The organism is Vibrio sp. 2433-A1, from assembly GCF_056726085.1.
The window spans coordinates 213,663-233,546 of record NZ_JBRESC010000006.1; the positions used below are offsets into that span (position 1 = coordinate 213,663).

Below are 19,884 nucleotides of genomic sequence, written 5' to 3' on the forward strand. Positions count from 1 at the left end.
TTAATGTCCATTAAGATGTTTTGAACTCGGCGACAGCACTGTCCATATCCGTCGCTTGCACTGAAATTTCATCAACCTCATTAAGACATTGTTGTGCAGAGCTCATATTACCTTCAGAAATCGCATTCAACTCAGTGATTGAGTCGCTGACTTGGTTCATCACAATCCCTTGCTCTTCAATTGCAGAGGCAATACGTTCAGAATTAGCCTGAATGTTGGTCATATCATCAAGAATCTGCGACAGACTACTATCAAGCGTTTGTGATGCTTCAAGCGTTTGTGCTCCTTGATCGTTACATTGATCGATATTAGTCACCACCTCTGACATCTGACTCTGGATGGCGGTAACGACTTTGGTAATTTCTTCAGTTGATTGATGCGTACGGCTTGCTAATGCACGAACTTCATCAGCGACTACAGCAAAGCCTCTGCCTTGTTCACCGGCACGTGCGGCTTCTATCGCCGCATTCAGCGCGAGTAAGTTAGTTTGCTCCGCAATTTCTTGAATAATATTGACCGCATCGCCAATCTTGTCGACGTGATTATTTAGTGAGTTGATAGACTCTTGGCTATTACCCAAAATGCTTGATAGTTGGTCAATGTTGTTTACGGTCGTCTCTACAACCTTCCGGCCATTCTGCGCATTAACAGACGCTTGCTGCACACCTTCTACCGCGACTGCAGTACTTTCTGATATTTCGTTGATAGTAGAGACCATCTCTTGTACGGATGTGGCCATCATGCTGGTGTGATTAGCTTGGACGTGGAACTGCTCCATCACGTTTTGCAGTTCGCCATGCATGTTCGAAGTGCTTCCAGAAAGGGCCGCAGATTTACTTTGGGTGCCTGAAATAAGTCCCTCAAACTTATCAAGCAACATATTAAAGTAATTGCCAATTTCAGATAGCTCGTCGTTGCGAGTTAAATTCGCGCGTAGCGAGACATTGTTGGTGTTGGCGATTTCTTGAATAGCAGCAAGTAGCGACGCAACTTGTTGGTTGATTGAACGAGAGATCTGGAATATGAAACCAAAGATTATCAAGACGACTAATGCCGTCATGACCATTTTGAGTGTCGCTAACTGATCTTTAGTTGCTTGAGATTGCTCATCAAGTGCTTGGACAAATGCTTTGAATTGCTTTTCAACAGTATGCGATAGGTTACGAGTGTCACCCAATAGGCCTTCGTTGTATTTAAGCCCAATCAATTTGCGCTGCTGGATATAGGCATTTGCTGAAGAGGTCAGTTGAGTCGCACCTGGTGGCAGGTATTCTGCCGCGAACTTACCTTCTAGTACCTGCTTGTTGAATTCAAATAGGTTGACCAGTTGGTCACTTGATAAAGACGTTCTAATGGCGGTTAAATCTGCTAAATATTGGCCTGCGAGTTTATCTTCAGGGCCAAGACCAAGCTGTTCGTAAGCCCTTACTAGTTTATTAAAACCGTCTTGGTACGAAAGAATGTCTTGTCTAAGCTGAGCACTAGATGGAAGAGAGTGTTCAGACAAAATTACGGATAGTTGTTTTTCTAAGTCGAGGAACGTATCCATATTTTTGTTGAACGTATCTAGATACTTCATGCTTTTGCGCAGTAAGAAATCTTTCTCGTTTCTACGCAAATTCAGTAAACGTATTTCAAGTTTGGCGACCAATAAGCTCGCTTGATTCAATTGAGAAGTTGTCTGGGTAAAGTGGGTTGTTGCAAAAAGTACCGTTACAACCCCAAAAATGGCTACAACACCTAATGAATACAGTTTATTCTTGATATTCATGAGATTACCTTAGTCCGTTAAGTTATCGATTTTTAAGTATTTACAGTGATGTTAGTTGTTAATAATAAATATATCAATGCAATCGTTGCGTAAGAATTATCGTGGACAGTTATGTTTGTATACCCCAAAGTGAGTTTCAGATGCATAAAACTTTAGAAAAGTATCAAGGAATTATCTTTGATATGGATGGAACCTTGATTGATACAATGCCGGCGCATCTAACTGCTTGGGCCAAGACTGCGCAGCGTTTCGGTTTCCCCTTCACCAAAGAGTGGTTGCACAGCTTGGGTGGCATGCCAAGTTTTAAAATCGTGGCTGAAGTCAATGCTAAGCACGGATTGGCGCTCGATCCGATTGAAGTCTCACGTTATAAAATGGCAGCGTTTGCGGAGCTTGATGATCACGGTTCAAATATTGATTGCACAATAGAAGTCCTAAACCACTTTCATGGCCAGAAAAAACTTGCGGTTGGGACGGGGAGTCAGCGTGAGAGTGCAATTCGCTTACTTACAAAGGCAAACCTAATACAACAGTTTGATGCTGTGGTTACGGCTACTGATGTAGAACACCACAAGCCAAATCCAGATACTTTCCTCAAAGCAGCAAAACTACTCGAACTTGAGCCACAAGATTGCGTGGTGTTCGAGGATACGATGTTGGGTTTACAAGCGGCTCATTGTGCCGAAATGGACTGTGTCCTTGTGGAAGAGGGAGAGCTGAAGTTATTCCCCTGCCCAAGGGAATAAGATCATACAAAAAAGCCGCTATCTCTAGCGGCTATTTTTATTATCGATCCCAATATGCTTCTTCTAGGCTATCTTCGCGCTCAGGTAGTGCGCGAGTAAGGCGAGGAGAGTGCTGAGTCAATACTTCGTAACTTACACGGTTCGCGTACTTACAAATCTGCGACAATGACGAGTATGTCAAATATGGCTGGTCATGCTTAGATGAGTTTGGAACGTTCATCTGATGATGGCTGTTTGCTGCCATATCATGAAGTAATGCTGACAATGCTGCATCACCCGCACCATTGGTGTTCTTAATCTCAAGAGGGCCACCAAGGTATGGGCCAATATGAGAGTATGCTTTAACTGGATTAACACAATCAGAACGACGCATCGCACGACTGAACTCGTATTTGTTGAACTCTGGAATGTTGCCCGGTAACAATGGAAGTTCTGTTTCGCGCTTAGCTGATTCATCCGTGTAACCCGCCATATATAAGCCAACAGGGCCAGCGGTACAAAGAACAACATCAACCCACTCTAGTGCTTTATCCGCCGCTAGAAGAGGGTCTTTCTCACCCGTTAAGGCTTCACCTTCTTCTTCGTTCATTGCAACAATAGAGATGTTTTCTTTAATGTACTCTTGCCACCACTTCGCGTTGCCTTCGATGACCCATTTCGTGCCTAGGGTAAGTACAACAGGAACATTCTTCGCCTTTGCGATTTCAATCGCGCGAGCAACGGCTTGTGGCATTGGGTCTTCAGGCTTACCGCGCATTAGGTATGAAGAGACAACAAGCGCTGACGCTTTATCGAATACATCTTCAGGAATGCTATCAGGACGAAGCTTGTTCATATGACCTTCGTTAATCGCGAACGTACGTTCACCATTTTCCGAAATCAATGTATAGCAGCGACCAATAGAGCCTTCGACCATTTGTAAATGGTTCAGGTTCATGCGCGAAGACGTGCGGCATAAGTAACGATAAGCGAAAGAACCTACTTCAATGTTGCGTGACATAACGCCAAGCAAAACTGATTTGCTGTCAGCAAGAACAGAGTAGTTGTGAAGTGTATTACCGATGGTATCGCCTGGGTATTGGTGCGTGATCAACTCACGTTCAACCAACTCTGCATAAAGCGCATCCGCTTGGCTTTCTTCTAAAACTAGTGAGTGTCCCTTACTCAGTTCGTATTTTGCGAGGAATTCGTCGTCTACACGTGCTTCGATATCAACGATAGTTTGGCCAACACCAACCACAATCGGGCGAAATAGCTTTGGTGTTTGCTTCATCTGATTGACGAGTGGATCACGAGCGTGAGTTGGAAAGTAGTGCTTAGATTTGCGCTGTCCGGGAAACTTCATGTTTAAAGTGGAGTTGGAAATTTTCCCGCATAATATCACAAAGGTGAAAGATTGCTTTCATAATTACTACATAAAAAAGAGTCAAACTTAACTGTTTGACTCTTTAGTAACCTATTTTTCGCCTTGATAAGCGCCGTACGCTTTCGTTCCCCAAAGTGGAACTGTTGATAGGCTATGTTTGAAGCTGCCTGATGTCTCTTTGGTAGAGTAGGATAAGTACATCAACGTTTGGTTTTCGACGTCGATAATGCGGCGGACCTTCATGCTCTTAAAAAAGATGCTTTTTGATTTTTTAAATATCACTTCGCCATTGCTAGATTTGTCGATTTTGGCAATCATTTCTGGGGTGATTTCACCCGTTTGACGACAAGAGATTGAGCTGTCGCTTGGGTCAGCTAGACTGAAATCTGCTTCAATCGAAGCGATATGACAGGTTACGCCTGTTACAACAGGATCTTGCATATGGTTTAGTTTGATATCCTTCATCGTAAACAAACCTAGGCTTACATCACCCACTTCATCGCTGCTGTCACATGCGGTTAGTCCTAGAGCGAGTAAACCGACTACTGCAGTTTTTTTGAACATTATTAACGAGTCCTTTGCTAAGTATATTTAGGTGAAACACAAGTAGCATATCAGCTTTTTTGTTTAGATGGGCAATATGTATGCAAAAGACTTGTGAGCCCAATGTGTTATCGAGTAAGCTTCAGCTAGTAATAGTACAAAGACAGGTTTAGTCATGACGACGTTGATTCCCCAAATAGCTCAAGTTAAGAATTCATGGCTGTACCAACAAGTCGATGTGCAATTTCCTACCAAAGAAAGCCTTAAAGGCTTAGCGCTTTATAAACAAGCCGTTTCCACGCGCGAGTATGAAGTTCTCCCTGAGTTACCAACCATCGAAACGTCATTCAATTCTGACGACATCTTCCTTGTCGATTTCCACCGCCTTACAGTGATGTTTGCTCTTATTCAATCTAGCCAATGGCAAAATGAGTATGAGCAAGAGATGATCGTTGAGTTTCTGACTCAAATCATCTATTCAGAGCCTTGTTCATTGTATCTAGGTTTTCAGTCGGGTGAGCCGGTCGCGGCAGCGATCATTACTCAGACTGAGCAAAGCGTACTTATCTCAGACGTTGTCGTTAAGATTGATAAATCTGATATTCACTTTGTGTCAGCGTTACTTGGCAAACTCAGTAACGAATTTCCCGCTGATATTGAGCTTATTCTCGAAAAGTAAAGCTTATGTAAAAGGGTGATGTGCTCTAAAGTTCTGAGCATCAGAGTTTTAATAACCAATAAACTGTTAACTCCATCATTTTAATTGCAGCGTTTTTTTTTATTATTTCTTAATGCAAATTAAGAAGGTAATTTGAATGACTAAGACAAATGCTCAATGTGTGATCTTTGATTGTGATGGCACGCTTGTCGATAGTGAGAGACTTTGCTGCCAAGCATTGTGCGAGACCTTCGACCGTTTTGGAAGCACACTTTCAATGGAAGAGGCGGTTAGCCACTTTGAAGGTGGTAAGCTTGCTGATATCCTTTCTAGCACCAAACATCGTTTAGGCATCGACGTTTCTATTGATAAACTTGAACCCGTTTACCGAGAAATACTTGACGCTCTTTTTGAAGAGCAACTAGAACCTATGGATGGTGTATTCGAAATACTTGAGTTCCTTAAAGAAGCTGGGGTTGAATACTGCGTTGCGTCGAATGCTCCGAGCCATAAAATTGAAAGATGCCTTGAGCTCACCGGACTATTACCGTTCTTTAAAGGCAAAATTTTTTCTGCTTTTGATACCAACAGTTGGAAGCCTGAGCCGGATTTAATTCTTTATAGCGCAATGAATATGGGATTCAAGCTACAAGAGTGCGTCTACATTGATGATACGCCCAAAGGTCTTGAAGCTGGTGTTCGAGCCGGTGTGAAAACTGTCCATTTGGTCGGTTTGAACAACAAAAGTCACAAATTGGACTTACTTAAAATTCAAAATCTTAGAGAATTACAGACAGTTTTAGAGGCTTAATGCATCGATAGTGATAGTAGTGGGGAGATTTCTCTACAGGCTGTAATATGCGGTATAACAGGTTGGGTGATGATGATTGACTTGATGTCTTCAAAGAATGACCCGCACTCTGCGCATAACATTTTGTCGTTGCTAGATAATAAATACTCTTCGCTACCGCAAAGTGGGCAACAAAGTACATCATGGTCGGTATGTTCTGATGTCATAAAGGTTCTCCGAGCAGCGAAAGTGACTTTAACGTTGTTTTTTATTATTTTCACAGGTTAACTACATACCTTTGTCGTTACAATTCTATTTTAGTCTAATTCCCCATAAGACAGCCCGTCTGCTAGATTAATTGCAAAGTTTTGAGAAGCAATTCATATAATACCAGTATTCAAACTTTAAAATTCAGAGTTCTTTAGACCATCAACTCGTAATAAAAAGCCTGAATATTTGCAGGCTTTTCTATATCTGAATAATTTAAGTACGATTCGCTAAGTAAGCTTCGTAATCTGGAATTTCAATATCCACTTTTTGCTCAATCAGATCTGACTCGATAATGAACCTAGCCGTAGCGCGGTTGGTGGCCACTGGAATGTTCCACACACTCGCGATACGCAGCAGTGCCTTAACATCAGGGTCGTGTGGTACCGCGTTTAAAGGATCCCAGAAGAAAATAAGTACATCAATTTTACCTTCAGAAATCAAAGCCCCAAGCTGTTGGTCGCCTCCCATCGGACCGCTGATCATACTTTTAATCGCTAATCCAGTTTCTTTACTCAGCATTGAGCCTGTAGTGCCTGTTGCGTAAAGAAAGTGCCCCTGTAGTTTTTCTTTGTTCTCTTTAACCCAGCGAAGTAACTCTGGCTTACAGTTGTCGTGTGCAACTAAAGCGATGTGTTTATTTTCCGGTAGAGTACGAGTCGTTTTTTCCATTTAGACTTCCTAATTATTTGTTTTCGTTATAGACGTAAAAAGTTGGCCGATATTCCGAAGGGGAGAGCGATTGGTCAATCACCTTTGGATTCAATTTGTGTGGTGTAAGAGGCTCAATGATTGGAGCCATTATTTTTTCATACGGCTCACCGCGTAAATAGCTAACTGCTTGTTGAATTGATAAGCGACCTTGTAAAACCATTTTATCGGTAGGAGCGAATTCAACCCGATCACGTAACAAACCACGATAGACGCCGTGACTTAAGTAGGTAGAGACTAAGCCTATTTCGTTAGTTTTTCCTGCGCTACGCAGTTCGCTTATCGCCGCTTCAATAGCGACGGCACTACCCACAATGTAATCTATATCAGGGTTGTCGATAGCGGATTGAACCAGGTTACGCTGTAACTCCTTGTCGTTGTCTGCCCACAATGTTTCAGTGACATTAATATCACTGTCTTGAATTGCGGCGTAAAAACCTTCAATGACCGGCTTAGTACCACCACTCGATTTTGGTCCTGGTAAAAGCGATACGTTTGCAATGCCTGAACCTTTAGGGTGTTTAGATTTTAAATATTCGCCTGTGTAGTAACCCATCCAGTACCAATCGACGCCAACTTCACCTTTAAGATTGGCTTTATTCGCATCATCGACTAAGAGTTTGTTAACCGTAGCAAAAATTGGTGTGCTGCCAACGTACTGGCGTAGTGAGTCATAAAATAGATCGGGAGCAACCGTGCCCAAAATAATCGCATCAGCGTTCCAACGAACACATAGAGACAAATGCTGTCTCTGCTTTTCGAGATTAAGGTAACCGCCGGCTTCAAGTACTCTTAAATCGACGTTTTGCTTTTTAGCTTCGTCAACCATGCCGTAGTTGACAGACAACCAGTATGAGTCTTTTAGATGAGGGTAGATTCCACAGATTCGTAGCGGTTCTTGCGCTTGAGCCAGATTTGTAAAAGCAATCAGTGGCACAGCACTTAAGGTTGTAGCTCGCTTTTTAATAGCGGAGATCAAAGACATGCAGTATTTCGTTGGTAAAGGCCCTATAAACACTGCAAAATATACCGCATTATAGATGACTAAAGAAGCGAAGATTCATCGTGTTACTTGCTAAAGCTAGTATTGGGCGTAAGTTGTTGTTTGCATTTTTGGCAATGGCCTTACTGGTTTTGATTTCTGCTCTTATTGGAGTGTTTGGTTTTAGCTTTGTGGCTAAAACAGAGCGCAACGTCGTTAATTCAGCGATTCCTTCCATGATTGAGGCTCGTCAGGTCTCTGCGCTTTCATCTCGGATCATTTCTTCAGTGCAGGTCCTTTCCAATGCTAAAACTGAAAAGCAGCGCCAACAAGCCGGGCAGGAGTTATTCGCCCAGTTAGAGTCTTTACTGACGCATATTAAACAGCTTGGTTCTGACTCTTTTGACTCCGCTCTACTAAAAAAGCTAGAAACTGATCTTCAGGTTGTTATCGATACGATTGCCAAGTTGGGGATTACGGTCGAAAAGCGTCTATTTCTAGATCAAGAATTGATTGTTCGTACAGAAGAGTTACGTAAGTTGGCACAGGAACTTGAGCAGCTTACCCGCACTCAGGTTTCTAACACTTCGACAATTGCTGTCGCTAACGTTACCCACATCTACGACTTATTGTCCAAGCAAAAGATTCAGCAGGCGTACAAAGCACTTGATACCTTGGTAGAAGTCGATCTCGACCTTTCGGAACGTCTCCATGAGCTGCATCTATTGGCGTTTAAGCTTCTCAATCACATTGAAGAAACGCGCACCGTTTCAGACATCGACCGAATCAAAACGATTCGCCAAGAATTTGTGAATAATCTTTCTATTATGAAACGTCGCGTACAAGCTGTAGAAGATCCGACTCGTTCGATTCAAATGGTCGATCTACTTAAGCAACTTGAGCAAAGAGAAGTGGTGTTTGATGTTTTACTGCAGCGTTATGAAAATGAAACGTTAGCTCAGCAGTTAATGAAAAACACCCTAGATCAATTTTCAGCTCTAAATACCACAGTAAATAAACTGGTTGATGAATCTAATGCCGCCACAACCGTTGCCGTATCAGAGCTAAAAACCACCTTAGACTATGCGCAGCTCACCCTGAAGATTATTACCGTGCTAGGTATGGTGATCGTTGTGTTGATCGTTTGGAAAGTCGTTTATGTATCAGTACTTAAGCGTTTGGCGGAATATTCATCAGCGCTATTGTCTATTGCTAAAGGCCAACTTCAAGTCGACGTAACCGTAAAAGGTAACGACGAGTTAGCGCACATGGGGCAGGCTATTATTACGGCGCGCAACACCGCCCACGCGTTAAAGGTCGTAGCGGAAAGTGAAGTCAAGGCAAAACGTGAGTTACAAGAGCATAAGGAGCACCTAGAAGAGCTGGTTGCTGAGCGAACTCACCAACTTCAAGACGCTAACGTAAGACTTAATGAAGAAGTTGAAAATCACGCTAGAGCTCGTTCTCTCGCAGAACAAGCAAGCCGTGCTAAATCGGCATTCTTAGCCACAATGAGTCATGAAATACGTACGCCGATGAATGGTGTGCTCGGAACGGCAAGACTACTTAAAGATGCAGGCTTAGACAGTAAGCAAGGTTATTACGTTGATGTGATAAACCGCAGTGGCACGACACTACTGGCAATCCTAAACGACGTGCTTGATTACTCCAAAATAGAAGCTGGCCATTTAGAAATACGACCTGTCGACTTTAACCTATATTCTATGGTCGACGACACTAAGCATCTGCTCGATGGGCGAGCAAAAGAGAAATCATTAGAACTCTCTTGTACGATTGAAAGTGATGTTGAGAAGTTTTGGCATGGTGATGTCACTCGTATCAGCCAAGTCCTTAATAATTTGGTTGGTAATGCGATTAAGTTTACCGAACAGGGCTATGTCGATATCTATGTGTCGCTCGACCCAGATTGTGACGGCCACGTTTTATTTGAAGTATCAGACAGTGGTGTGGGGATCAGCGAGCAAGAGCAAGTGACACTGTTTGATGCCTTTACTCAGGCTTCCGGCGGCGTGAGTTCTAAAGGAGGAACTGGACTCGGTTTAGCGATCAGTAAACGCATTGTTGAAGCAATGAACGGTAAACTATCGGTAGAATCGCATGTGGGTGAAGGAAGTCGCTTTTGGTTCTCGATTCCGTTAGCTACAGGTCAAGCCGTAGAAGAGTCAGAAACTGTCTCGGAATGTAAACTCAAAGCTAAGGTTCTGCTGATCGAAGATAATCCGGTAAACTGCATGGTTGCAGAAGGGTTCTTAGAAAGCATGGGGCATACAGTCCACACTGCTATCGATGGCAAGCAAGCGAAGAAGGTGTTTAAAGAGCAACGCTTCGACATTGTCTTAATGGATATAAACTTGCCAGATTGCGATGGCATTGAGTTACTTGCAGAGCTCAAACAACAAGTTGAGCTAGGTATGACACCAACGCCGATGATCGCGGTATCTGCTCATGTATATAATGAAGAAGTACAAAGCTATCTTGCTGCAGGTTTTGATGGCTATTTACCTAAGCCCCTAGATAAAGATGCATTGCGTGTCATCGTGCAAAATAGCTTAGATGGACAAGAGCTTATTCTTGAGCAAGCCGAATGTTATGAACGTGGAGTTGATCGTGAGATGGAACAGAGAGCAATCATCGATAGTAAAATCATCAATACAGACATGGAAGTATTAGGCAAACAGAAAATGCGAGACATCGGCCACTTGTTTAATCAAGGTGCCGATGAGATTCTTGAGCTGCTGGAAAATACCCAAGATAACAACGGAGTGAAGCAGCTTGCACATAAACTCAAAGGTTCTGCTGGAAGTATGGGACTCAATGCTCTGTTCGATGTCTGCCTACTTATTGAAAAAGATAGTGCACCATTAACGTGTTATATTGCTAACAAGCAGGCGTTAACCCAAGTGGTCCAGCAGTCAAAACAAGCCTTAAACGAACTATTAGATTAGAGAGATTTAATGTACGTAATTGAAACTAGTCAATTGAATATGTGCCAAATCTCCGAATCAGATTGGGCGTTATTCGAACGTTTACACCAGGATGATGAAGTCATTCGATATGCTTTTGATAAACCGTCTGCCGCAGTGATTCGTGAACGTTTTGAATTACGTTTACCAAAATGGTCTTGGCCAAGTAATCACTGGCTATGTTTAGTGATTAGTGAAAAATCGACTGGAAAATCTATTGGCGTCACAGGCTTATGTATTTCAGAGCAAAATGACCGCCATATAGAAGTGGGGTATCTACTCCTTCCTGAGTTTCATGGCAAAGGGTACGGCACTGAATCACTGATTGGGCTCATCGACTACATGACCATGAGTTTCCCGATTGATACAGTTAACGCGATCGTAACTGATGGCAACATAGCCTCATGTAAAGTGCTTGAAAAAGCAGGCTTTTCTTTAGCGGAACGTGAGAAAGATGCGTACAAGATAGGCGAGCATTATTATGACGACCTTATTTATCGCTACCATGTAGAAGAGCCTCAGTGCTAACTCAGTACCGATAGAGTAAGAAGCGCTTGTGCGGTGTAGTAGGTCACCATAATCACGTGTCGTGAGAAAGCAGAGCTACTACGAAATCTGTCGATGGCTAACACTAAATCTGACACGATAAATACAATCGCACCGAGCGCTCCGTATGCGGCGCTAATATAAGGAGAGGCAGACCACAACTCGATTGCCCCCCAAGCCATTGATAGAATAGCGAGTGAGTAAACGGCAACGGGGTATTTCATCTCTCCGAGAGTCGGTAAGAGAAACAAATAGACAATCACACCAATCGCAAGTAGCAAGCTCAATGTTGTAAAGCTAAAGCTACTTATCTCGTTAAAAAATGCCATGGAATAGACGATATGGGCGAGAAAAAAAGCGCCCAAGCCTTGAATGAACTTGTCTTTAGGGTGCATCAAGAAGAGATCACCAATGCTAGAAAGCAGTAACCCCGATCCGATTAGAAGTGCGTAAGTTTGATTCGAATGACCTTCGAAAGAGAAAACGAGATAGGCCATTATAAGGATAGGAGTTGCTTTAGTAAGATAGAAAATGGTTCTATTTTTTCTATCAATACTACAGATATGAACAAAACATATCAGGCATATCGCAATCCACATAAAACCTTCTCTGAAAAAAAGCAGCAAGTGCTGCTTTTTTAGAGTAATGATTGGCGATCTGTTAAGCAATAGCGCTTGCTAGAATATTGCGACTTTGGTCTAGAGTAATCGCTTGATTTTCACCTAATGCTACCATTCCATGCTGCTCTAATTGTGTAACTACCGCTTCAACAGCCTCGTCTTTACTGCCTTGGTATTCGTTGAACTGAGTTGTAACGCCAAGTGATTGGTAGAATGTTTCAATCGCTTCGATTGTTTGCTCTGCAAGGGTATCTGAATCTGCAAGTCCAAACACGTTTTTACCCATTTGCTCAAGCTTGGCTCTTTTCACTGCGAATTGATTACGAAGTAGTGACGGCTGAACAATAGCAAGTGAACGCGCGTGATCAACACCCCAAAGGGCAGTAAATTCATGACCAATCATATGCGTTGCCCAGTCGTGAGGAACCCCAGAGCCAATTAGGCCGTTCAGAGCTTGGTTGGCATTCCACATAAGGTTTGCGCGCCATGCGTCATTGTCACGATTTTCAAACTCTTCGCCCAGTTGCTTAAGATTTTTTAGTAATGCTTCAGCGTAGCCATCTTGCACCATTGCGCCGTGAACATTCGTCAAATATTGCTCACATACGTGAACCCAAGCATCGACGATACCATTAACAAGTTGACGCTCAGGTAGCGTTTTCATTACATCAGGATCCATAACGGCAAACTTTGGTTGTACGTGCGGCGTCATGAATGGAAGTTTGTCGTGAGTTTCTGCCTTAGTAATAACAGCGCCCATATTTGACTCAGAACCGGTTGCTGGTAGGGTCAGAATGGCACCCAACGGAACTGCTGATGAAACAGGGTGCTTACCGATCATAATATCCCAGCCATCGCCTTCGTAATGAGAAGCAGCAGCAACGTACTTAGAACCGTCAATCACTGAACCGCCACCAACAGCTAAAATGAAGTCGATTGCTTTTTCTTTTACGATTGAAACTGCTTTATCTAAAGTTTCTTTGGTAGGGTTTGGTTCTACACCAGAAAACTCAACCCAATCGTAGCCTTTAAGTGCTGCGCTCACTTGGTCGTAAACACCGTTGCGTTTGATTGAGCCACCGCCGTAAATCACGATAACCTTGCTACCTTGAGGAATAATCGAATTAATGCTTTGAATCTGTCCCTGACCGAATTGGATTTGGGTAGGGTTTACATAGGTAAATTTCATAGGGTACCTTTCAGTTCTGTGTTATACATGCTGAGTTCGTATTGTGCATATTAGTCTTGACTTTATGATCATAAAAGGTCAATTTCTCCAATATTATTGCCTATTACTACATTTCGAGGAGTGCTAATGTCGTTAGCTCATTTAATGCAGCAATACGTTGAGTTAAACCAACTCCATAACCTTGAAGGGATTTCCAAGACTAAAATTGAAGGCGTCTTTTTCTATCGAAGCAGTAAGGGAAATAGCCGCCAGCCGTTTGTTTATCAGTCTGGTGTGATTGTTTTGGGACAAGGGCATAAAAATATCTACTTAGGGGATAAGCCTGTTAAATATGGTTCAGAAGACTACTTAGTTGTTGGTGTGCCAATGCCACTGGAATGTGAGTCTTTTCCTGATAATGGAGAGCCTTTGCTTGGTTTGAGTATCAGTATTGACCCGCAAGTTCTTCATCGACTCGTCAACAAACTGGAATCACTGCATTGTTATAAACCACATGACGAACGCTGTGTAGGAACAGGCTTAGGCGCCGTTAAAATGGATGATGGAATGCTCGATGTTTGCAAGCGCATAATGAAAGCATTGTGTTGTCCGATAGAAGTGGAAGTTTTAGCTGATAGCTTAATGGAAGAGTTGGCCTATCGAGCATTGATGAGTTCAGAAGGGCAAGTATTGTTCGATCTCGCGCGACATGATGGTCATTATGCGCGTGTCGCAAAAGCGTTAGAGTTTTTACATAACAACTACCAGGAAACAGTTACCGTTCAGCACCTAGCTCAACAAGCGAACATGAGCGTATCTGCATTTCATCAAGCTTTTCGAGATGTAACTCTTGAATCCCCAATCCAGTACATGAAGAAGGTGAGATTAAACAAAGCGCGGGAGCTAATTCAACTAGAGGGAGTCAGGGTAGGCGTAGCGGCAAGGAGTGTTGGTTACAATAGTACGTCACAGTTTTCTCGCGAATTTAAGCGCCATTTTAATCAAACGCCGACTGAAATTAATACAACAGCTGAGGGGTAACGACAAAACTTGTTAAAAGAGGAAACTGGATTTTACAAGTTTGCAGTTTTTTTTGAAAATTCTTTAAGTAATACTAGAGGAAATAAGAGCAAAGCTCAAAATACCCCTATAGGAGATCTAGTCAATCTTCTAGCTAAGCCTCTTCATCGATTCGGTGGAGGGGCTTATTTTTTATAAGTAAAATACATCATTTATTAGTTATTGATGCAAAATAAGCGTCTCATTGTTGCAAATGTGACACTTTGGTTTGCGAGTGAATTTGAACTCTAACGATTTTAAACGTGTCTTTTTGCGGCTGTTATCTAATGTTATTTCACTGAGTAATTTAAGTTCGTGGTGATCTTAATTCCACTTTTATTACTTGTAAACAATAACTTAAGGATAACGCAATATGCATCTATCAAAAAGGAATGCGAAAAAAAGAGCCTTTACGCTAAGTACTCTTAGCGCATCGTGCTTGATGGCATTCAATAGCTATGCGGCTGTTGATTGTTCGACGTTAGATAACTGGGAATCGACAACGGTTTACAATTCCGGTGATCAAGTTCAATACCTTGATAAGGCTTACCAAGCTAACCATTGGACTCAAGACAATGACCCTGCTCAAACCGCAAGTGAATGGGGACCATGGAAAGAAATTGGCAGTTGTGATATCAATGGCGGCAATGAGCTTCCTAGCGCGACGATTACTTCTCCTGCAGCGACAGATACAATTGCAGAAGGTGATGTAGTAACACTTTCTGCAGACGCTGCAGATACTGACGGAACTGTCACCAAAGTTGAATTCTTACTTAATGGTGCGGTAATAGCTCAGAGTGCATCAGCACCATATTCTGCCATTTGGACTGCAACACCAGGAAACCACAAGATTACGGCCGTCGCATACGATGATAAAGGTGGGCAAAGTGTAAATAGTGACGTCCATGTTGTTGTCAGCTCAGCGAATCCAGACAACATTGCACCGACGGTTGATATTAATCTGTCTGCATCAACAGTCGATCTAGGTAGTGTAGTAACGCTAAGCGCGATTGCTGACGATAGCGATGGAACAGTCGAAAAAGTGGACTTCTATGTAGCGGGCACGCTAGTTGGCACGGTTGCCACTGCGCCTTACACGCTCGATTACACAACAACTCAATCAGGTAACTTAGCTGTCTACGCAAAAGCGACGGATAACTTAGGCGCGACAACCAACTCTGCATCTTCTTCTCTACAAGTAAACAGCGCGCCTATAGTAGCGACATGTCGTCCAGATGGTCTCTATCAAACTCAGGGCGTAGATGTGCCTTATTGTACAACCTATGACGAAGAGGGCCGCGAGTTAATGGGAGCGGATCACCCTCGACGCGTGATTGGTTACTTTACAAGTTGGCGTGCAGGTGATGATCCTCAAGCTGCTTACCTAGTTAAAGACATCCCTTGGGAACAATTGACTCATATTAACTATGCGTTTGTGGGTATCGGTCCCGACGGTAAGGTGAACTTTGGTGACGTTAACGACCCTAACAACGCAGCTACAGGTAAAGAGTGGGCTGGGGTAGATATTGATCCTAACCTAGGCTTTAAAGGGCATTTCGGTGCACTAGCAACCTATAAAGAACGCTACGGTGTTAAGACTCTAATCTCTATCGGCGGCTGGGCAGAAACAGGAGGCCACTTTGGTACTGATGGAAACCGAGTCGCAGATGGTGGTTTCTACACAATGACCACGAATGACGATGGCTCTATTAATCACGCCGGTATCGAGAAATTTGCGGCATCTGCGGTTGAAATGATGCGTACGTATAAATTCGATGGTCTTGATATTGACTACGAATATCCAACTTCAATGGCTGGTGCTGGTAATCCTTATGACAAGGCATTTATGGAACCACGCCGCCCTTATCTATGGGCATCGTACCAAGAGTTGATGAAAGTACTACGTGAAAAACTTGATGCAGCTTCAGCTCAAGATGGCGTTCACTACATGCTAACCATTGCAGCACCTTCATCAGGTTACTTACTACGAGGTATGGAAACATTTGATGTCACTAAGTATCTTGATTACGTAAACATCATGTCTTACGACTTACACGGCGCTTGGAATGATCACGTTGGTCACAACGCTGCGCTGTTTGACACTGGTGAAGATTCAGAGCTAGTCCAGTGGAATGTATATGGCACTGCAGCTTATGGTGGTATTGGTTACCTTAACACTGACTGGGCTTACCATTATTTCCGTGGTTCTATGCCAGCTGGTCGTATCAACATTGGTGTGCCTTACTATACCCGCGGTTGGCAAGGTGTCACTGGTGGTACAAATGGCCTTTGGGGACGTGCAGCGCTACCAGATCAAACTCAATGTGCAGAAGGCACAGGTGAGGGCGAAAAGAACAACTGTGGTAACGGTGCGCTTGGTATTGACAATATGTGGCACGACCTAGACCCTGACGGCAACGAAATGGGTGCGGGTTCAGGGCCAATGTGGCATGCGAAAAACCTTGAAAATGGTATTTTGGGCAGCTACAGCGCCGCATATAACCTTGATCCTGTCAATGATCCTGCAGATCGACTCGTCGGCACGTACCAGCGTAACTTCGACAGTGTAGCAGTAGCTCCATGGCTATGGAATGCAGAAAAAAGCGTATTCTTATCAACAGAAGATGAAGCCTCTGTCAGCGTAAAAGCGGATTATGTTATTGATAAAGAGATCGGCGGTATCATGTTCTGGGAGCTAGCGGGTGACTACAACTGTTATGAACTCGATGCAAACGGTCAGCGTACGAACGTCGATGTTAGCGAGCAGGCATGTAAATCTGGTACTGGTGAATACCATATGGGTAATACTATGACCAAAGCTATCTATGATAAGTTTAAGTCTGCAACCCCTTATGGCAATAAGATTGCGACTGGTGCAATCCCATCTGAAGCAGTTGATATCTCCGTTTCAATTGGCGGCTTTAAAGTTGGTGATCAGAACTATCCGATTAACCCTAAAGTGACGTTCACTAACAATAGCGGTCAAGCAATTCCAGGTGGTACTGAGTTCCAATTTGATATTCCAGTATCGGCGCCAGACAATGCGAAAGATCAATCGGGTGGTGGACTTACCGTTATTGCCTCTGGGCACACCAAAGCTAACAATATCGGTGGACTAGAAGGAACAATGCACCGCGTAGCGTTCAGCTTACCAAGTTGGAAAGATCTGCCTGCTGGTGGCACTTATGAGTTAGACATGGTGTATTACCTACCTATCTCTGGTCCAGCTAACTACACCGTGAATATTAACGGGGTGGATTACGCATTTAAGTTCGAACAGCCAGACTTACCTTTAGCTGATTTATCGGCAGGTAATGGCGGTGATACTGGTGGTAACGGAGGAGATACTGGCGGAAATACCGGTTCTGGCACTGTTACGGCTTGGGAACCAGGCGTTACTCAAGCAGTAAACGGAGAGACTTACAGCTACGATTCTAAATGTTTTGTCGCTAAGAACAGCCCAGGAAGTTGGGAGACACCAACTCAATCAAATTGGTTCTGGGATGAAGTTTCTTGTCCACAATGATTAAACTTGTAGCTTCACAATAATAAAAAGGCCTTGGACATCACCAAGGCCTTTTTGTCTAATTCGAATACTGTTACGCAATAGAATGGTTTTCACTCATCGACAGAATAGACACCGTATCACGTCCTAAGGATTTTGATTCATAGAGCGCAATATCTGCACGCTTATAAGCTTCATCTTGGTTTGAACAAATTTCAGTAAGGCCGACACTGATAGTGATGTTTAGGTCGCTTTCCAAATTTACCGCAATACGAATTCGATTCAACACGACTTCAGCTTCTCTTAGCTCAGTATGAGGAAGAATAAGTGCAAACTCTTCACCACCAATTCGTGCTACTAGATCGGTTTCCCTTAACTGATTTTCAATCGACCTTGCTACTTGTCTAATTACAGCGTCTCCTTTGTCATGCCCGTAACGGTCATTAACACGCTTGAAATGGTCGATATCGATTAGAGCTAGGACGGTTTCTGCTTGGTTTTTATAACGTTTAGCACGTGCGGAGTGGGTGTGCATTTCAGAGTCAAACTTGCGACGGTTCCAAAGCGATGTCATCGAGTCTTTCTCACTTAAGTCGCGCAGGCGATTTTCAAGCTTTTTCCGATGTGAAATATCGACAAATGAAGCGACGTAAAATTGAATGGTGTCACTGTTGTGTTTGACTGTTTGAATACGCAGTATCTGCGTAATAAGTGAACCATCTCGACGCTTATTGATGACTTCACCTTCCCAAAAACCTGTGTTTTGCAATTGCTTCCACATATTCAAGTAGAATTCTTGCGAGTGTTTACCAGACGAAAACAGTGAAGGCCTTTGACCTTTGACATCTTCCAGTTCAAATCCGCTTACACGAGTGAATTCTTCATTAACTTGGACAATACGATTGTTACGATCCGTAATGACTATCGCAGACATGCCGTTCATAGCGGCGCGAGCAATTTTACTATCTAAACTGTTTTTCTCGTGGTTATAGTTCCAAGTAACAAAAGTGAAAGTCAGTAGGATTAATATGATTAAAATAAAAATCGCTTGTTGATATAATTCTTTTCTTTCATTTTGAGCGAATGCATTTGCTTGAGAAAAATCAGTCTTTAAAAATAAAATCATATTGCTGATTTTATCAACATTATTCAGTTGGGTTTTGGCGTATGAAAGCCAACCGTCCTTGTCTTTTACCGTTCCGGAGTCACTAAGTTGAATGCGAGCCCAAAGAGCTGGATATTGTTTAGAAATGTTCTTTTCCTGATTTTCGGATACCAAATGCCCCATAATATCCTTGCCATTTGGTGTCATTAAGTAATAACCATCTTCAGTAGCGACATTTGGCAAATTGACCGCGCGATGTCTGTAAGCAATTTTGTTATATATTCTGACAATATCTAGGTTGGCGACAAAATAACCTAAGCGTTGACCATCAAATGAAATAGGGTAGATAACACGATAGGTAGGAGTTAACGGGTAGACCAACTCACCATTTTCTTGCTCTAGGTCGATGCCAAATGTACCGACTTCGCGATCTCCTAAGTTTTTCGCGTACTTGAAATAGTCTCTATCACGATTATTTTGCAGATACTCTTCTTCAACAATTTCGATGAAATTATCACCACTATTAATTCGGACTATCTCATTTCCCTCAATATCAATAAATCTAAGTTGAGAGTAATAACCTTGAGTGCGTGCGATCAGAACCCAGAAATCCTCTAGTGCTCCAATATTTTCTGCTGATGGGTTTGTTACCGCTTGCAGCAGTATGTTGTTGTGGGAAAGATATCTCAGTGAAGCAGACATTTTGTCCAATGAAGACTGTAATTCAACTTTTGAATATTCGAGTTTATTACGGTTTTGCTGTTCAATACTTGATTCTGTTTTAAAATCAATCACGGAGAGCTGATTAAAGAAATACAAAAATGGCACTAACGCTAATACGCTAAATACGGCGAGTGATTGGAGTGCAAATTTGGAACTGCGTTGGCGCATTATGTCGGTGTAAACTTCAAATTGATCAGTAGCGGCTGACTATACTCGTATTCTTTACGATTTACTGTGAGCCTGATTGAGTATATGGCTATTTAGTATGACATCTTCTATGCTCATTTACCATACTGATTAATTGTTTGGTATTGGGGAAACAAAAAAGCACCTATGGCAG

The 19,884-nt window shown here is 42.8% G+C and carries 16 protein-coding genes; 7 read left to right on the forward strand and 9 right to left on the reverse strand.

Translation table 11 applies throughout. The features are described 5' to 3' along the window. Positions 1 to 10: 10 nt before the first annotated feature. Positions 11 to 1,771, reverse strand: coding sequence for a methyl-accepting chemotaxis protein (locus ACU01J_RS08650; protein WP_481085320.1), 1,761 nt, complete (start codon positions 1,769 to 1,771; stop codon positions 11 to 13). 140 nt (positions 1,772 to 1,911) lie between these two features. Between ACU01J_RS08650 and ACU01J_RS08655 the strand changes: the two genes are divergently transcribed. Next, a complete protein-coding gene (locus tag ACU01J_RS08655; RefSeq protein WP_481085321.1) occupies positions 1,912 to 2,517 on the forward strand; it encodes a beta-phosphoglucomutase family hydrolase in 606 nt (201 codons plus the stop codon). A 40-nt stretch (positions 2,518 to 2,557) separates the two neighbouring features. Here ACU01J_RS08655 and ACU01J_RS08660 read toward each other — a convergent pair whose 3' ends face one another. After that, positions 2,558 to 3,862 (reverse strand): inosine/guanosine kinase, encoded by a 1,305-nt coding sequence (locus ACU01J_RS08660; RefSeq protein WP_481085322.1) that lies wholly within the window; start codon positions 3,860 to 3,862, stop codon positions 2,558 to 2,560. Positions 3,863 to 3,973: 111 nt separating this feature from the next. Continuing rightward, the gene (locus ACU01J_RS08665; protein ID WP_481085323.1) at positions 3,974 to 4,447 is read right to left on the reverse strand and encodes a CreA family protein; all 474 of its coding nucleotides are present in this window, start codon (positions 4,445 to 4,447) and stop codon (positions 3,974 to 3,976) included. Positions 4,448 to 4,601: 154 nt separating this feature from the next. Between ACU01J_RS08665 and ACU01J_RS08670 the strand changes: the two genes are divergently transcribed. Next, complete coding sequence (locus ACU01J_RS08670; RefSeq protein WP_481085324.1) at positions 4,602 to 5,105, forward strand: flavodoxin; 504 nt, start codon at positions 4,602 to 4,604, stop codon at positions 5,103 to 5,105. 136 nt (positions 5,106 to 5,241) lie between these two features. Beyond that, positions 5,242 to 5,895 carry an HAD-IA family hydrolase gene (locus ACU01J_RS08675; RefSeq protein WP_481085325.1) on the forward strand — a complete coding sequence of 218 codons (654 nt, stop codon included), beginning with the start codon at positions 5,242 to 5,244 and terminating at the stop codon, positions 5,893 to 5,895. Here the strand turns inward: ACU01J_RS08675 and ACU01J_RS08680 are convergent. The 3 genes from ACU01J_RS08680 to torT all read right to left on the reverse strand — a co-directional run bounded on the left by ACU01J_RS08680 (position 5,892) and on the right by torT (position 7,837). Beyond that, positions 5,892 to 6,101, reverse strand: a complete 210-nt coding sequence (locus ACU01J_RS08680; protein WP_481085326.1) for a hypothetical protein — start codon at positions 6,099 to 6,101, stop codon at positions 5,892 to 5,894. The two genes, ACU01J_RS08675 and ACU01J_RS08680, sit on opposite strands and share 4 nt — an antisense overlap. A gap of 256 nt (positions 6,102 to 6,357) precedes the next feature. Next, positions 6,358 to 6,813, reverse strand: a complete 456-nt coding sequence (locus ACU01J_RS08685) for a methylglyoxal synthase (protein ID WP_481085327.1) — start codon at positions 6,811 to 6,813, stop codon at positions 6,358 to 6,360. A gap of 13 nt (positions 6,814 to 6,826) precedes the next feature. Next, on the reverse strand, positions 6,827 to 7,837 hold the full coding sequence (gene torT / locus ACU01J_RS08690) for a TMAO reductase system periplasmic protein TorT (RefSeq protein ID WP_481085328.1): 1,011 nt from the start codon (positions 7,835 to 7,837) through the stop codon (positions 6,827 to 6,829). Between the two features lie 80 nt (positions 7,838 to 7,917). Between torT and torS the strand changes: the two genes are divergently transcribed. Both torS and ACU01J_RS08700 read left to right on the forward strand, forming a co-directional pair. Then, complete coding sequence (gene torS / locus ACU01J_RS08695; protein ID WP_481085329.1) at positions 7,918 to 10,800, forward strand: TMAO reductase system sensor histidine kinase/response regulator TorS; 2,883 nt, start codon at positions 7,918 to 7,920, stop codon at positions 10,798 to 10,800. A gap of 9 nt (positions 10,801 to 10,809) precedes the next feature. Further along, positions 10,810 to 11,346 carry a GNAT family N-acetyltransferase gene (locus tag ACU01J_RS08700; protein ID WP_481085330.1) on the forward strand — a complete coding sequence of 179 codons (537 nt, stop codon included), beginning with the start codon at positions 10,810 to 10,812 and terminating at the stop codon, positions 11,344 to 11,346. Here the strand turns inward: ACU01J_RS08700 and ACU01J_RS08705 are convergent. Continuing rightward, on the reverse strand, positions 11,343 to 11,963 hold the full coding sequence (locus tag ACU01J_RS08705) for a lysoplasmalogenase (RefSeq protein ID WP_481085331.1): 621 nt from the start codon (positions 11,961 to 11,963) through the stop codon (positions 11,343 to 11,345). The genes ACU01J_RS08700 and ACU01J_RS08705 overlap by 4 nt on opposite strands. Before the next feature lie 61 nt (positions 11,964 to 12,024). Beyond that, positions 12,025 to 13,173, reverse strand: coding sequence for an iron-containing alcohol dehydrogenase (locus ACU01J_RS08710; RefSeq protein ID WP_481085332.1), 1,149 nt, complete (start codon positions 13,171 to 13,173; stop codon positions 12,025 to 12,027). A 126-nt stretch (positions 13,174 to 13,299) separates the two neighbouring features. On the opposite strand from ACU01J_RS08710, the gene ACU01J_RS08715 reads away from it, so the two are divergent. Further along, positions 13,300 to 14,193 carry an AraC family transcriptional regulator gene (locus tag ACU01J_RS08715; RefSeq protein ID WP_481085333.1) on the forward strand — a complete coding sequence of 298 codons (894 nt, stop codon included), beginning with the start codon at positions 13,300 to 13,302 and terminating at the stop codon, positions 14,191 to 14,193. 391 nt (positions 14,194 to 14,584) lie between these two features. Next, the gene (locus tag ACU01J_RS08720; protein WP_481085334.1) at positions 14,585 to 17,737 is read left to right on the forward strand and encodes a chitinase C-terminal domain-containing protein; all 3,153 of its coding nucleotides are present in this window, start codon (positions 14,585 to 14,587) and stop codon (positions 17,735 to 17,737) included. A gap of 73 nt (positions 17,738 to 17,810) precedes the next feature. Here ACU01J_RS08720 and ACU01J_RS08725 read toward each other — a convergent pair whose 3' ends face one another. Next, positions 17,811 to 19,712 carry a sensor domain-containing diguanylate cyclase gene (locus tag ACU01J_RS08725; protein ID WP_481085335.1) on the reverse strand — a complete coding sequence of 634 codons (1,902 nt, stop codon included), beginning with the start codon at positions 19,710 to 19,712 and terminating at the stop codon, positions 17,811 to 17,813. Positions 19,713 to 19,884 lie beyond the last annotated feature (172 nt).